The following is a 14,660-nucleotide window of genomic DNA, read 5'->3' on the forward strand; positions in this document are numbered from 1 at the left end:
GCGGGGGGGCCCCCCCCCCCCCCCCCCCCCGCCGCTCCTGTCAGTGGCAGCCGATAGCCTGCACAAACAGGAGATCGAACGGGAGGGCACGTGCGCGTACTGGGGGTGGACCCGGGACTGACCCGTTGCGGGGTCGGCGTCGTCGAAGGGGTCGCGGGCAGACCGCTCACCATGATCGGGGTCGGCGTCGTCCGTACCCCCGCCGACGCCGACCTCGGCCACCGCCTCGTCGCCGTCGAGCAGGGCATCGAACAGTGGCTGGACGAGCACCGGCCCCAGTACGTCGCCGTGGAGCGCGTCTTCAGCCAGCACAACGTCCGCACGGTGATGGGCACCGCCCAGGCCAGCGCCGTCGCCATCCTGTGCGCGTCCCGCCGGGGCATCCCGGTCGCCCTGCACACCCCCAGCGAGGTCAAGGCCGCCGTCACCGGCAGCGGACGCGCCGACAAGGCGCAGGTCGGTGCCATGGTCACCCGCCTGCTGCGGCTCGCCGCGCCGCCCAGGCCCGCCGACGCGGCGGACGCCCTCGCGCTCGCCATCTGCCACATCTGGCGCGCCCCCGCGCAGAACCGCCTCCAGCAGGCAGTGGCCCTGCACACCTCGAAAGCCCCGCGGACTCCCAAAGCCCCGCCCGCACCGAAAGGCCGTACGGCATGATCGCCTTCGTCAGCGGCACGGTCGCCGCCCTCGCCCCCGACACCGCGGTGGTCGAGGTCGGCGGCGTCGGCATGGCCGTCCAGTGCACGCCGAACACACTCTCCACCCTCCGGGTCGGCAAGCCCGCCAAACTCGCCACCTCGCTCGTCGTCCGCGAGGACTCGCTCACTCTGTACGGCTTCGCCGACGACGACGAGCGCCAGGTCTTCGTGCTGCTCCAGACGGCCAGCGGCGTCGGCCCCCGGCTGGCCCAGGCGATGCTCGCCGTGCACAGCCCCGACGCCCTGCGCTCAGCCGTCTCCACCGGCGACGAGAAGGCGCTCACCGCCGTCCCCGGCATCGGCAAGAAGGGCGCGCAGAAGCTGCTCCTGGAACTGAGGGACCGCCTCGGCGAGCCCCTCGGGGCACCCGCCGTCGGCACGCCGGTCAGCACCGGCTGGCGCGACCAGCTGCACGCGGCCCTGATCGGCCTCGGATACGCGACCCGCGAGGCCGACGAGGCCGTCTCCGCCGTGGCACCCCAGGCGGAGTCCGCCGGGGGCACGCCCCAGGTGGGGCAGCTGCTGAAGGCGGCCCTGCAGACCCTGAACCGCGCCCGATAGTCCGTACCGAGAGCCGAGGCACACCTGATGAACTGGGACGACACGACCGACACGGACGCCGCGGGCGAACGGCTGGTGGGTGCGTCCGCCGATGGCGAGGACCAGGCCGTGGAGGCCGCCCTGCGCCCCAAGGACCTGGGCGAGTTCATCGGCCAGGAGAAGGTCCGCGAGCAGCTCGACCTGGTGCTGCGCGCCGCACGCGCGCGCGGCGCGACCGCCGACCACGTGCTGCTCTCCGGCGCTCCCGGCCTGGGCAAGACCACCCTCTCGATGATCATCGCGGCCGAGATGGAAGCCCCCATCCGCATCACCTCCGGCCCCGCCATCCAGCACGCCGGAGACCTCGCGGCGATCCTCTCCTCCCTCCAGGAGGGCGAGGTCCTCTTCCTCGACGAGATCCACCGCATGTCGCGGCCCGCCGAGGAGATGCTCTACATGGCGATGGAGGACTTCCGCGTCGACGTCATCGTCGGCAAGGGCCCGGGCGCCACCGCCATCCCCCTGGAGCTGCCGCCCTTCACCCTGGTCGGCGCCACCACGCGCGCGGGACTGCTGCCGCCGCCGCTGCGCGACCGCTTCGGCTTCACCGCGCACATGGAGTTCTACGGACCGGCCGAACTGGAACGCGTCATCCACCGCTCGGCGGGTCTGCTCGACGTGGAGATCGACACCGTCGGCGCCGCCGAGATCGCCGGCCGCTCCCGCGGCACACCCCGCATCGCCAACCGTCTGCTGCGCCGGGTCCGTGACTACGCCCAGGTCAAGGCCGACGGTCTGATCACCCAGGAGATCGCCTCGGCAGCCCTCGCGGTCTACGAGGTGGACGAGCGCGGCCTGGACCGCCTGGACCGGGGCGTGCTGGAGGCCCTCCTCAAGCTGTTCGGCGGCGGGCCCGTGGGCCTGTCCACGCTCGCCGTCGCCGTGGGGGAGGAGCGTGAGACAGTGGAAGAGGTCGCCGAACCCTTCCTCGTACGGGAGGGCCTGCTCGCCCGCACCCCACGCGGACGGGTGGCGACCCCCGCCGCATGGGCGCATCTCGGCCTCACCCCGCCGCGTTCGCAGAGTTCGGGAAACGGACAACAGGACTTGTTCGGGACGTGACGATCCCGTCACGAAGAGGACATTCGCCGGAGCAGGAACCCCGGTGCCATGCTGAGCGTTGTTCCATGCGCGCGGACTCGCTTAGACTCCGCCGATGCCGCCCTTGTCGACGGCGCACACACCCCCAACCATCAGGCCGCTCATCATCGCGGTCGTGTGAAGGAAGTACCGACCCGTGAGTCTCGTGACCCTCCTCCCGTTCATCGTGCTCATCGGGGCCATGTTCCTGATGACGCGGTCGGCGAAGAAGAAGCAGCAGCAGGCCGCCGACATGCGGAACCAGATGCAGCCCGGCTCGGGTGTCCGCACCATCGGGGGCATGTACGCCACGGTCAAGGAGGTCAGCGAGGACACGGTCCTCCTCGACGCCGGTCCGGGCGTCGAGCTGCTCTTCGCCAAGAACTCCATCGGTGCCGTCCTGACCGACGAGGAGTACAACCGCATCGTCCACGGCATCGAGCACGACCTGAAGTCCGATGCCGACGTCGTCCCGGACGACGCCTCCTCCCTCACCGAAACCGACGCCTCCGCCGCCGACGCCGCCGTCTCCTCCGACGACCGGCCCGTCGACCTCGGCAAGAAGGACGCGAACGACGAGCCGGCCGACGAGCCGACCGCCGACGCCGCGTCCGCCGAGGCGAAGACGGACGAGCAGGCGAAGAAGTCCGACGGCGGTTCCGACGCGAAGTAGCCGTGCCCCGGGGGGCGCGGGCACGGCCCGCGCCCCCCGTGTGCCGCGCGGCGGCTCGCACGGATGCCGACACCATGTGATGGCCGCCGGTGACGCCTACCCGGCGCGAAGCGGCATGAGAGGGAGTACACAAAGGTGGCAGCACTTAAAAAGGGAAAGAACGCGAGCGCCCAGAGTAAGCCCGGGCGCTCGCTGGCCCTGATCGTGATCGCCATCGTGGCGCTCACGGGAGGCATGTTCGCTTCCGGACACACGACTCCGCGTCTCGGTATCGACCTGGCCGGCGGCACGAGCATCACGCTCAGGGCCGTGCCGGAGGCCGGCCAGGAGTCGGCGATCAACAAGACGAACATGGACACGGCCGTCGAGATCATGGAACGCCGTGTCAACGGGCTCGGTGTCCAGGAGTCCGAGGTTCAGACCCAGGGCGACCGGAACATCATCGTCAACATCCCCAAGGGGACGGACTCCGAGGAAGCCCGGGCGCAGGTGGGCACGACGGCGAAGCTCTACTTCCGCCCGGTCCTCACCACCGAGCTGTCCGGCCCCGCCGCGACGGGCAGCCCCTCGCCGAGCGCCACCGGCGGCGCCACCGACAAGGCGACCGACAAGGCCACGGACAAGGACGAGGCGAGTTCGTCGCCGTCCGGCTCCCCCTCGGCGAGCGCCACCTCCCAGGGCCGCGCCCTCACCGACGCCCTGAAGGCCGACCCCAGTCCCTCCGCCACGGCAACCGACGGCGCGTCGCCTTCCGCGAGCGCCCCCGCGAACGACGCCGACAGCGAGCTCCAGGCCCAGTACGCGGCACTGGACTGCACCGACGAGGCGGCCCGGGCCAAGGTCGGCGAAGGAGCGAAGCCGAGCGACTCGACGCTCGCCTGCGGTCAGAACGCGCAGGGCCAGTGGCAGAAGTACATCCTCGGCCCCGCGGCGGTCGACGGCACGGACGTCGACGAGTCCGAGGCCGTCTACAACACCCAGACCGCCGCCGGCTGGACCGTCACGATGAAGTTCACGGACGGCGGCGCCAAGAAGTTCGCCGACATCACCGGCAAGCTCGCGCAGAACCAGTCCCCGCAGAACCAGTTCGCCATCGTCCTGGACAACGAGGTCGTCTCCGACCCGTACGTGAGCCAGGCGCTCACCGGCGGCAACGCGGAGATCTCCGGCAACTTCGACCAGGAAGAGGCCCAGGGCCTCGCCAACATGCTGTCCTACGGCGCCCTGCCGCTGACCTTCGAGGAGGACAGCGTCACCACCGTCACCGCCGCGCTCGGCGGTGAGCAGCTCGAAGCGGGCCTCATCGCCGGCGCGATCGGCCTCGCCCTGGTCATCCTCTACCTGCTGGTCTACTACCGCGGTCTGTCGTTCATCGCCATCGCGTCGCTGTTCGTCTCCGCGGGCCTCACGTACGTGATCATGTCGCTGCTCGGACCGACCATCGGCTTCGCGCTGAACCTGCCGGCCGTGTGCGGTGCCATCGTCGCCATCGGCATCACCGCGGACTCGTTCATCGTCTACTTCGAACGCGTCCGCGACGAGATCCGGGAGGGCCGCACGCTGCGTCCCGCCGTCGAGCGGGGCTGGCCGCGCGCCCGGCGGACCATCCTGGTCTCCGACTTCGTGTCCTTCCTCGCCGCCGCGGTGCTCTTCGCCGTCACGGTCGGCAAGGTGCAGGGCTTCGCGTTCACCCTGGGTCTGACCACGCTGCTCGACGTGGTGGTGGTGTTCCTCTTCACCAAGCCGCTGCTGACGCTGATGGCCCGGCGCAAGTTCTTCGCGAGCGGTCACAAGTGGTCCGGTCTCGACCCGAAGAGCCTGGGTGCCAAGCCGCCGCTGCGCCGCACCCGCCGCCCCGCCCGTCCCGCCGGCCACGTCGACCCGAAGGAGGCGTGAGATGGGAAAGCTCGGCAACCTCGGCGCCCGACTGCACCACGGTGAGATCGGTTACGACTTCGTCAAGAACCGCAAGCTCTGGTACGGCATCTCCATCCTCATCACCATCACGGCCATCGTCGGCCTGGCGGTGCGCGGCCTGCACATGGGCATCGAGTTCCAGGGCGGCGCGGTCTTCACCACCCCGAAGAACATGAGCGCCTCGGTCTCCCAGGCCGAGACGTACGCGGAAGAGGCCTCCGGCCACGACGCGATCGTCCAAAAGCTCGGCGATGGCAGCCTCCGCATCCAGATCTCGGGCACCGACACCGCCAAGTCGGACCAGATCAAGGGCCAGCTCTCGAAGGACCTGGGCGTCCCGACGGAGAAGATCAACGCCGATCTGGTCGGCCCCAGCTGGGGCGACCAGATCGCGAACAAGGCCTGGCAGGGTCTGGGGATCTTCATGGTCCTCGTGGTGATCTACCTGGCGATCGCGTTCGAGTGGCGTATGGCGATCGCCGCGTTCATCGCCCTGGTCCACGACATCACCATCACCGTCGGCATCTACGCCCTCGTCGGCTTCGAGGTCACGCCGGGCACGGTGATCGGTCTGCTGACCATCCTCGGATACTCGCTCTACGACACGGTCGTCGTCTTCGACAGTCTCAAGGAGCAGACCAAGGACATCACCAAACAGACCCGCTGGACCTACGCCGAGATCGCCAACCGCTCGATCAACAGCACCCTGGTCCGCTCCATCAACACCACGGTGGTCGCCCTGCTGCCGGTGGGCGGTCTGCTGTTCATCGGCGGCGGTGTCCTCGGCGCCGGCATGCTCAACGACATCTCGCTCTCGCTGTTCGTCGGTCTCGCCGCGGGCGCGTACTCGTCGATCTTCATCGCCACGCCGCTGGTCGCCGACCTCAAGGAGGCCGAGCCGCAGATGAAGGCGCTCAAGAAGCGGGTCCTCGCCAAGCGTGCCCAGGCCGCGGCGAAGGGCGAGCCGGCGGAGTCCGCCGTCGACGAGGAGCGATACGCCGACGACGAGGCCGACGAGATCGACGAGACCGACGACGCGGCCCCCGCGGTCGTCGGCCCCCGCAACCAGCCCGCGTCCCGTACCAGGGGCCGCGGCCGACCCTCGGGGAAGCGCCGATGACCGAGACGACCGACATCACGCGGCTGCTGCTCAGCCGCATCCGGGACGTGGCCGACTACCCGGAGCCCGGAGTGGTGTTCAAGGACATCACCCCGCTCCTGGCCGACCCGGCCGCGTTCACCGCCCTGACCGACGCGCTCGCCGAGGTCGCCGAGCGCACCGGCGCCACCAAGGTCGTCGGCCTGGAGGCCCGCGGCTTCATCCTCGGCGCCCCCGTGGCCCTGCGGGCCGGCCTGGGCTTCATCCCCGTACGCAAGGCGGGCAAGCTCCCCGGAGCCACCCTCAGCCAGGCGTACGACCTGGAGTACGGCTCGGCCGAGATCGAGGTGCACGCCGAGGACCTGGCCGCCGGCGACCGGGTGCTGGTCGTCGACGACGTCCTCGCCACCGGCGGCACCGCCGAGGCCTCGCTGGAGCTCATCCGCCGGGCCGGCGCCGAGGTGGCCGGGCTCGCCGTCCTGATGGAGCTGGGCTTCCTCGGCGGGCGGGCCCGTCTGGAGCCGGCCCTGGCCGGAGCACCGCTGAAGGCGCTGCTCACGGTCTGACGGTTCCCGTCGCACAGCGGAGGCGGGCCCGGAGGAATCCGGCGCCCGCCTCAGGCGTTTCTCGGGTTGACGGCCCTCACAGTGGCCTGAAGGCGATCCTGGGGCGCAGGATCGCTACCATGGGGTTTCCGGAGCCTGACCGGGGGACCCGGATCGCGCACGAGGAGTCCTCTTGCCAGACGAGGCCCAGCCACTGACCGCCGCAAAGCCCGAGTCCGCCTCGGCGCCCGCGGCGAAGCCCGCACCGAGCGCGCCACAGGCGAAGAACGACACCCGCGGGCCGATCCAGCACGCCCCGTCCGCGCCCGTCGACAAGCCGGCCGAGCAGCGGCCGCTCCCCAAGCCGATCCCGCCCGAGCGCGACCGGAACGCGCCCGTCGTCCGCACGCCGTCCGGCCAGCCCGCCCGCTCCGGTTCCTCCAACCGCGTCCGCGCCCGCCTCGCCCGCCTCGGTGTGCAGCGCGCCAACCCGTACAACCCGGTCCTGGAGCCGCTGCTGCGGATAGTGCGCGGCAACGACCCCAAGATCGAGACGGCGACCCTGCGCCAGATCGAGCGCGCCTACCAGGTCGCCGAACGCTGGCACCGCGGCCAGAAGCGCAAGAGCGGCGACCCGTACATCACGCACCCGCTCGCCGTCACCACCATCCTCGCCGAGCTCGGCATGGACCCGGCCACGCTGATGGCCGGCCTGCTGCACGACACCGTCGAGGACACCGAGTACGGCCTGGAGGACCTGCGCCGCGACTTCGGCGACGTGGTCACCCTCCTCGTCGACGGCGTCACCAAGCTCGACAAGGTCAAGTTCGGCGAGGCCGCGCAGGCCGAGACCGTGCGCAAGATGGTCGTCGCCATGGCCAAGGACCCCCGCGTCCTGGTCATCAAGCTCGCCGACCGCCTGCACAACATGCGCACCATGCGCTACCTCAAGCGCGAGAAGCAGGAGAAGAAGGCCCGCGAGACCCTCGAGATCTACGCGCCGCTGGCCCACCGCCTCGGCATGAACACCATCAAGTGGGAGCTGGAGGACCTCGCCTTCGCGATCCTCTACCCCAAGATGTACGACGAGATCGTCCGCCTGGTCGCCGAGCGTGCCCCCAAGCGCGACGAGTACCTCGCCGTCGTCACCGACGAGGTCCAGCAGGACCTGCGCGCGGCCCGCATCAAGGCGACCGTCACCGGGCGGCCCAAGCACTACTACAGCGTCTACCAGAAGATGATCGTCCGCGGCCGTGACTTCGCGGAGATCTACGACCTGGTGGGCATCCGCGTCCTCGTGGACACCGTCCGCGACTGCTACGCGGCGCTCGGCACCGTGCACGCGCGATGGAACCCGGTTCCCGGCCGGTTCAAGGACTACATCGCGATGCCCAAGTTCAACATGTACCAGTCGCTGCACACGACGGTCATCGGGCCCAACGGCAAGCCGGTCGAGCTGCAGATCCGCACCTTCGACATGCACCGTCGCGCCGAGTACGGCATCGCCGCCCACTGGAAGTACAAGCAGGAGGCCGTCGCCGGCGCCTCCAAGGTCCGCACCGACGCGCCGAAGTCGTCCGGCAAGGGCAAGGACGACCACCTCAACGACATGGCGTGGCTGCGGCAGCTCCTGGACTGGCAGAAGGAGACCGAGGACCCGGGGGAGTTCCTGGAGTCCCTGCGCTTCGACCTCTCCCGCAACGAGGTCTTCGTCTTCACCCCCAAGGGCGACGTCATAGCGCTGCCCGCGAGCGCCACCCCCGTCGACTTCGCGTACGCGGTGCACACCGAGGTCGGCCACCGCACCATAGGGGCACGGGTCAACGGCCGTCTCGTCCCGCTGGAGTCCACTCTGGACAACGGCGACCTGGTGGAGGTCTTCACCTCCAAGGCGGCCGGCGCGGGCCCCTCCCGCGACTGGCTCGGCTTCGTGAAGTCGCCGCGCGCCCGCAACAAGATCCGTGCCTGGTTCTCCAAGGAGCGCCGCGACGAGGCGATCGAGCAGGGCAAGGACTCCATCGTCCGCGCCATGCGCAAGCAGAACCTGCCGATCCAGCGCATCCTGACCGGTGACTCCCTGGTCACGCTCGCCCACGAGATGCGCTACTCGGACATCTCCGCGCTGTACGCGGCGATCGGCGAGGGCCATGTCTCCGCGCAGAACATCGTGCAGAAGCTGGTGCAGGCGCTCGGCGGGGAGGAGGCCGCCACCGAGGAGATCGACGAGTCGGTCCCCCCGGCCCGCGGTCGCAAACGCCGGACCAACGCCGACCCGGGCGTCGTCGTCAAGGGCGTCGAGGACGTGTGGATCAAGCTGGCCCGCTGCTGTACGCCCGTCCCCGGTGACCCCATCATCGGCTTCGTCACCCGTGGCAGCGGCGTATCGGTTCACCGCAGCGACTGTGTGAACGTGGACTCGCTCTCCCGGGAACCCGAGCGCATCCTCGAGGTCGAGTGGGCCCCCAGCCAGTCCTCCGTCTTCCTGGTCGCCATCCAGGTCGAGGCCCTGGACCGCTCCCGGCTGCTGTCGGACGTCACGCGCGTGCTGTCCGACCAGCACGTCAACATCCTCTCCGCGGCCGTCCAGACCTCCCGCGACCGAGTCGCCACCTCCCGTTTCACCTTCGAGATGGGCGACCCGAAGCACCTCGGGCACGTCCTGAAGGCCGTACGGGGCGTGGAGGGCGTGTACGACGTGTACCGGGTGACGTCGGCGCGCAGGCCCTCGTAGCGGCCAGCACAGAACGCACGAAAGGGGCTCCCCGTACGGCAACGTACGGGGAGCCCCTTTCGTGCGTGGGCGGTGTCAGCCGCCGAACTCGTGCAGACCCTTCAGCGCCTGGTCCAGCAGCGCCTGCCGGCCCTCCAGCTCACGCGCCAGCTTGTCGGCCTTGGCGTTGTTGCCCTGGGCGCGCGCCTGCTCGATCTGGGAGCGCAGCTTGTCGACGGCGGCCTGCAGCTGACCGGTCAGGCCCGCGGCACGCGCGCGTGCCTCCGGGTTGGTCCGGCGCCACTCGGTCTCCTCGGCCTCCTGGAGCGCCCGCTCGACCGCCTGCATCCGGCCCTCGACCTTCGGCCGGGCGTCGCGCGGCACGTGGCCGATGGCCTCCCAGCGCTCGTTGACCGAGCGGAACGCGGCGCGGGCCGCCTTCAGGTCGGTGACCGGCAGGAGCTTCTCGGCCTCCCCCGCCAGCTCCTCCTTGAGCTTGAGGTTCTCCGTCTGCTCGGCGTCCCGCTCGGCGAAGACCGAGCTGCGGGCGGCGAAGAACACGTCCTGGGCGCCGCGGAAGCGGTTCCACAGGTCGTCCTCGTGCTCGCGCTGGGCGCGGCCGGCGGCCTTCCACTCGGACATCAGGTCGCGGTAGCGGGCGGCCGTCGGCCCCCAGTCCGTCGAGCTCGACAGCGCCTCGGCCTCGCCGACCAGCCGCTCCTTGGTGCGGCGGGCCTCCTCGCGCTGCGCGTCCAGCTGCGCGAAGTGCTGCTTGCGTCGCTTGGAGAACGCCGAGCGGGCGTGCGAGAAGCGGTGCCACAGTTCGTCGTCGGACTTGCGGTCCAGACGCGGCAGGCCCTTCCAGGTGTCCACCAGGGACCGCAGCCGCTCACCGGCTGCCCGCCACTGGTCGGACGCCGCCAGCTCCTCGGCCTCGGCGACCAGTGCCTCCTTGGCGCCGCGCGCCTCGTCGGACTGCTTCGCCCGCTGGGCCTTGCGCTCCTCGCGGCGGGTCCCCACCAGCGCGACGAGCTTGTCCAACCGGGCCCGCAGCGCCTCCAGATCGCCCACCGCGTGGTGCGCGTCGACCTGCTCCCGCAGGTGCTCCACGGCGGCCAGGGCGTCCTTCGCCGACAGGTCGGTGGTCTTCACCCGCTTTTCGAGGAGGCCGATCTCGACAACCAGGCCTTCGTACTTGCGTTCGAAATAGGCCAGCGCCTCCTCGGGGGAGCCTGCCTGCCAGGAGCCGACGACCTTCTCGCCGTCGGCCGTACGCACGTACACGGTCCCCGTCTCGTCGACGCGGCCCCACGGGTCGCTGCTCACAGCGCCTCCTCCACATGATGCCGACGGAGGGCTTCACTGCCCCCGGGCATCGTCCACAGTTTCGTCACGGCCAACATAGGCGACCGGCGGGGGGCCTGTCCGCATCCCGCGCGACCGAACTTTCGCTGATGAGGGTCAGGATTTCGTGACGGTGGCCTTGTCGATCACGACCGTCGCGTTGGGTGCTCCGTCGCCCGCGCCGGTGCTCTCGCCGGCGGCGGCGATCTTCTTCAGCACCGTCATTCCCTCGTCCGAGATGGTGCCGAACGGCGTGTAGCTGGGGGGCAACGGGCTGTCCTGGTACACGAGGAAGAACTGGCTGCCGCCGGAGTCCGGCTGACCGGTGTTCGCCATCGCGATCGTGCCCGCCGGGTACGTGTTCTCCTTCAGGCTCTTGTCCTTCAGGTTCTCGTCCGGGATGTTGTACCCCGGACCGCCGTTGCCCTGGCCCGTCGGGTCCCCGCACTGGAGCACGTAGATCCCGTTGGTGGTCAGCCGGTGGCACGGCGTGTGGTCGAAGAAGCCCTTGCCGGCCAGGAAGCTGAACGAGTTGACGGTGTGCGGCGCCGCCTTCGCCTTCAGCGCGATGTCGATGTCGCCGCAGGTCGTGGCCAACTTCATCGTGTACTTCGCCGACTTGTCGATGGTCATCGCAGGTTCCTTCTCCCAGGTCTGCGTCTTGACCTCGCCCTCGGCCGGCTTCTCGCACGGGTCCGGCGCCTTGCTGCTCGCCGAGGCGCTCGGGGTGACCTCGGCGCTCGCGTTCGTCTTGCTGTCGTCGTCGTCCCCCAGGACCACGCCGGTCGTGTACAGCGCGACACTGCCGATCAGAATCACGCCGAGTACCGACGCGATCGCGGCGTTGCGCATGCGCGCCTTGCGTCGCGCGGAGGTACGTCGCTGCTGCTGCCGCAAGAACTTCTCCCGGGCGAGCTGACGCCGCCGCTGCTCCTGGGTGACCACCGGGTTCTCTCCTCATGCGTCTTCGTGTGCCGACCGGTACGCGTGGGTGCGATGAGCCGACCGTGGGCGTGTAGCCCCGTACCGTATATGGGTTCGCTGAGGAATCGGCACCGCCGGTAGGCTCTGACCATGGGCGCGGCCCGTTCGCAAGCCCACCCGTACCGACACAAACGAAGGACGATCGTGCTCATTGCCGGGTTCCCCGCCGGGGCCTGGGGGACGAACTGCTATCTCGTCGCCCCCGCCGCCGGTGAGGAGTGCGTGATCATCGATCCCGGCCATCAGGCCGCCCAGGGAGTCGAGGAAGCACTCGCCAAGCATCGGCTCAAGCCCGTCGCCGTCGTCCTCACCCACGGCCACATCGACCATGTGGCCTCGGTCGTCCCGGTCTGCGGCGCGCACGACGTGCCGGCCTGGATCCACCCCGACGACCGCTTCATGATGAGCGACCCCGAGAAGGGGATCGGCCGCACCATCGGCATGCCGCTCATGGGCGAGCTGACCGTCGGGGAACCGGACGACGTCAGGGAGCTGACCGACGGCGCGAGGCTGGAACTGGCCGGGATGGAGCTGACCGTCGCGCACGCCCCGGGCCATACCAAGGGGTCGGTGACCTTCGGCCTGCCCGAGGCGGCGGACATCCCGCCCGTCATGTTCTCGGGCGACCTGCTGTTCGCCGGCTCCATCGGACGCACCGACTTCCCCGGTGGCTCCATGGACGACATGCTCGAATCGCTGGCACGCGTGTGCCTGCCGCTCGACGACTCGACCGTGGTGCTGTCCGGACACGGCCCCCAGACGACCATCGGCCAGGAGCGCGCCACCAACCCGTATCTGCGGCAGGTGGCGGCCGGCCAGGGAGCTCCCCGGGCTCCCCGACGAGGAATGTGACGAGAGACCTTCCGTGAGCACCTTCAAGGCCCCCAAGGGCACGTACGACCTGCTGCCGCCCGACTCCGCCAAGTACCTGGCGGTCCGCGAGGCGATCGCCGCCCCGCTGCGCAACTCCGGCTACGGCTACATCGAGACGCCCGGTTTCGAGAACGTCGAGCTCTTCGCGCGCGGTGTCGGCGAGTCGACCGACATCGTGACCAAGGAGATGTACGTCTTCGAGACCAAGGGCGGCGACCGGCTCGCCCTGCGCCCGGAGACGACGGCTCCCGTGCTGCGCGCGGTCCTGGAGGCCAACCTGCACAAGGCGGGCAACCTGCCGGTGAAGGTCTGGTACTCGGGCTCGCAGTACCGCTACGAGCGCCCCCAGAAGGGCCGTTACCGCCACTTCTCCCAGGTCGGTGCCGAGGCGATCGGCGCGGAGGACCCGGCGCTGGACGCCGAACTGATCATCCTCGCCGACCAGTCGTACCGCGCGCTGGGCCTGCGGAACTTCCGCATCCTGCTCAACTCCCTGGGCGACAAGGAGTGCCGCCCCGTCTACCGGGCCGCGCTCCAGGACTTCCTGCGCGGTCTCGACCTGGACGAGGAGACGCTGCGCCGCGCGGAGATCAACCCGCTGCGCGTCCTGGACGACAAGCGCCCCGAGGTGCAGAAGCAGCTCACCGACGCCCCGCTGCTGCGCGACTACCTGTGCGACGCCTGCAAGGCGTACCACGAGGAGGTGCGCGAGCTGATCACGGCGGCGGGCGTCGTCTTCGAGGACGACCTGAAGCTGGTGCGCGGACTGGACTACTACACGCGCACCACCTTCGAGTTCGTCCACGGCGGCCTCGGCTCCCAGTCCGCGGTGGGCGGCGGCGGCCGCTACGACGGACTGTCCGAGATGATCGGCGGCCCCGCCCTGCCGTCCGTCGGCTGGGCCCTCGGCGTCGACCGCACCGTCCTCGCCCTGGAGGCGGAGGGCATCGAACTGGACATCCCGTCCGCCACCTCCGTCTTCGCCGTCCCGCTCGGCGAGGAGGCCCGGCGGATCCTGTTCGCCAAGGTCACCGAGCTGCGCAAGAACGGCGTCGCCGCCGACTTCTCCTACGGCGGCAAGGGCCTCAAGGCCGCGATGAAGGCGGCCAACCGCTCGGGCGCCCGCTACGCCCTGGTCCTGGGCGAGCGCGACCTCGCCGAAGGCGTCGTCCAGCTCAAGGACATGGAGTCCGGTGAGCAGGCGGCGATCGGCGTCAACGAGATCGTGGCGGAGCTGGAGTCGAGGCTCGGCTAGCGGGCCTGCCTGTACGTCCCGTCGCCTCCAGGGGCGCGCGCGTTCGTTCGCGTGTGCCCCTGGGGAACGGGAATCGGCCGGAACACAACCCTCCGGGGCGACCATCGGTGCGTTCATATGTTCATCGAACAGTGGCCATACAGGTCCGTGCGGCACAATGGCCCTGCCCGAAGCAGGTCGGACTCAAGTGACGGAATCGGCGTGATGAGCAAGACGACAGTGAAGGACGTCTCCACCGTGGCAGAGCCCGCGCCGGGACCCACCGCCGGAGCATCGCGCGCCGAGGGCGGCAGCCGTGCCTTCGCCCTGCTGCTGGTGATCACGGGCGCGGCCGGAGTGCTCGCCGCGTGGGTCATCACGCTCGACAAGTTCAAGCTGCTCGAGGCCAAGGTCGCGGGTACGACGTTCACGCCCGGGTGCAGCCTCAACCCCGTCGTCTCCTGCGGCAGCGTCATGGAGAGCGACCAGGCGGCCGTCTTCGGCTTCCCCAACCCGATGCTGGGCCTGGTCACCTACGGCATCGTCGTCTGCGCCGGAATGAGCCTGCTCGCCGGGGCCCGCTTCCCGCGCTGGTACTGGCTCACCTTCAACGCCGGCTGCCTGTTCGGTGTCGGGTTCGTCACCTGGCTGCAGTTCGAGTCCCTGTACCGGATCAACGCGCTGTGCCTGTGGTGCTGCCTGGCCTGGGTCGCCACGATCCTGATGTTCTGGTACGTGACGTCCTTCAACGTCCGCAAGGGCTTCCTGCCCGCGCCGGGCTGGCTCAAGGGATTCTTCGGCGAGTTCACCTGGGTGCTGCCGGTGCTGCACATCGGCATCATCGGCATGCTGATCCTCACTCGCTGGTGGGACTTCTGGACCAGCTGACCGCCCCGGGCCCAC

13 protein-coding genes are annotated in these 14,660 nt (G+C 70.1%); 11 read left to right on the forward strand and 2 right to left on the reverse strand.

From position 1 onward, the window contains the following. Positions 1-90: 90 nt before the first annotated feature. The 8 genes from ruvC to relA all read left to right on the forward strand — a co-directional run bounded on the left by ruvC (position 91) and on the right by relA (position 9,343). The gene (gene ruvC, locus QC283_RS38145) at positions 91-657 is read left to right on the forward strand and encodes a crossover junction endodeoxyribonuclease RuvC (protein WP_279566379.1); all 567 of its coding nucleotides are present in this window, start codon (positions 91-93) and stop codon (positions 655-657) included. Further along, complete coding sequence (ruvA, locus tag QC283_RS38150; protein ID WP_279566380.1) at positions 654-1,259, forward strand: Holliday junction branch migration protein RuvA; 606 nt, start codon at positions 654-656, stop codon at positions 1,257-1,259. Before ruvC ends, ruvA begins: the two co-directional genes overlap by 4 nt. A 27-nt stretch (positions 1,260-1,286) precedes the next feature. After that, entirely contained in the window at positions 1,287-2,360 is a 1,074-nt protein-coding gene (ruvB, locus tag QC283_RS38155; RefSeq protein WP_279566381.1) for a Holliday junction branch migration DNA helicase RuvB, read from the forward strand. Between the two features lie 175 nt (positions 2,361-2,535). Next, positions 2,536-3,051, forward strand: coding sequence for a preprotein translocase subunit YajC (gene yajC, locus QC283_RS38160; protein WP_279566382.1), 516 nt, complete (start codon positions 2,536-2,538; stop codon positions 3,049-3,051). A gap of 135 nt (positions 3,052-3,186) precedes the next feature. Then, positions 3,187-4,947, forward strand: coding sequence for a protein translocase subunit SecD (gene secD, locus QC283_RS38165; RefSeq protein WP_279566383.1), 1,761 nt, complete (start codon positions 3,187-3,189; stop codon positions 4,945-4,947). 1 nt (position 4,948) lies between these two features. Continuing rightward, positions 4,949-6,088 carry a protein translocase subunit SecF gene (gene secF, locus QC283_RS38170; protein WP_279566384.1) on the forward strand — a complete coding sequence of 380 codons (1,140 nt, stop codon included), beginning with the start codon at positions 4,949-4,951 and terminating at the stop codon, positions 6,086-6,088. Continuing rightward, on the forward strand, positions 6,085-6,633 hold the full coding sequence (locus QC283_RS38175) for an adenine phosphoribosyltransferase (protein ID WP_279566385.1): 549 nt from the start codon (positions 6,085-6,087) through the stop codon (positions 6,631-6,633). Before secF ends, QC283_RS38175 begins: the two co-directional genes overlap by 4 nt. A gap of 172 nt (positions 6,634-6,805) precedes the next feature. Then, positions 6,806-9,343, forward strand: coding sequence for a GTP pyrophosphokinase (gene relA / locus QC283_RS38180; protein WP_279566386.1), 2,538 nt, complete (start codon positions 6,806-6,808; stop codon positions 9,341-9,343). A gap of 75 nt (positions 9,344-9,418) precedes the next feature. Here relA and QC283_RS38185 read toward each other — a convergent pair whose 3' ends face one another. Both QC283_RS38185 and QC283_RS38190 read right to left on the reverse strand, forming a co-directional pair. Then, entirely contained in the window at positions 9,419-10,648 is a 1,230-nt protein-coding gene (locus QC283_RS38185) for a DUF349 domain-containing protein (RefSeq protein ID WP_279566387.1), read from the reverse strand. A 135-nt stretch (positions 10,649-10,783) separates the two neighbouring features. Further along, positions 10,784-11,611 (reverse strand): peptidylprolyl isomerase, encoded by an 828-nt coding sequence (locus tag QC283_RS38190; RefSeq protein WP_279566388.1) that lies wholly within the window; start codon positions 11,609-11,611, stop codon positions 10,784-10,786. Positions 11,612-11,794: 183 nt separating this feature from the next. On the opposite strand from QC283_RS38190, the gene QC283_RS38195 reads away from it, so the two are divergent. From QC283_RS38195 to QC283_RS38205, 3 genes are all read left to right on the forward strand, one after another. Beyond that, positions 11,795-12,502, forward strand: coding sequence for an MBL fold metallo-hydrolase (locus tag QC283_RS38195; RefSeq protein ID WP_279566389.1), 708 nt, complete (start codon positions 11,795-11,797; stop codon positions 12,500-12,502). 13 nt (positions 12,503-12,515) lie between these two features. Next, complete coding sequence (gene hisS, locus QC283_RS38200; RefSeq protein WP_279566390.1) at positions 12,516-13,778, forward strand: histidine--tRNA ligase; 1,263 nt, start codon at positions 12,516-12,518, stop codon at positions 13,776-13,778. Between the two features lie 204 nt (positions 13,779-13,982). Further along, the gene (locus QC283_RS38205) at positions 13,983-14,645 is read left to right on the forward strand and encodes a vitamin K epoxide reductase family protein (RefSeq protein WP_279566391.1); all 663 of its coding nucleotides are present in this window, start codon (positions 13,983-13,985) and stop codon (positions 14,643-14,645) included. The last annotated feature ends 15 nt before the right edge of the window (positions 14,646-14,660 follow it).

Source organism: Streptomyces sp. DH41 (assembly GCF_029813785.1).
Taxonomy (GTDB): domain Bacteria; phylum Actinomycetota; class Actinomycetes; order Streptomycetales; family Streptomycetaceae; genus Streptomyces.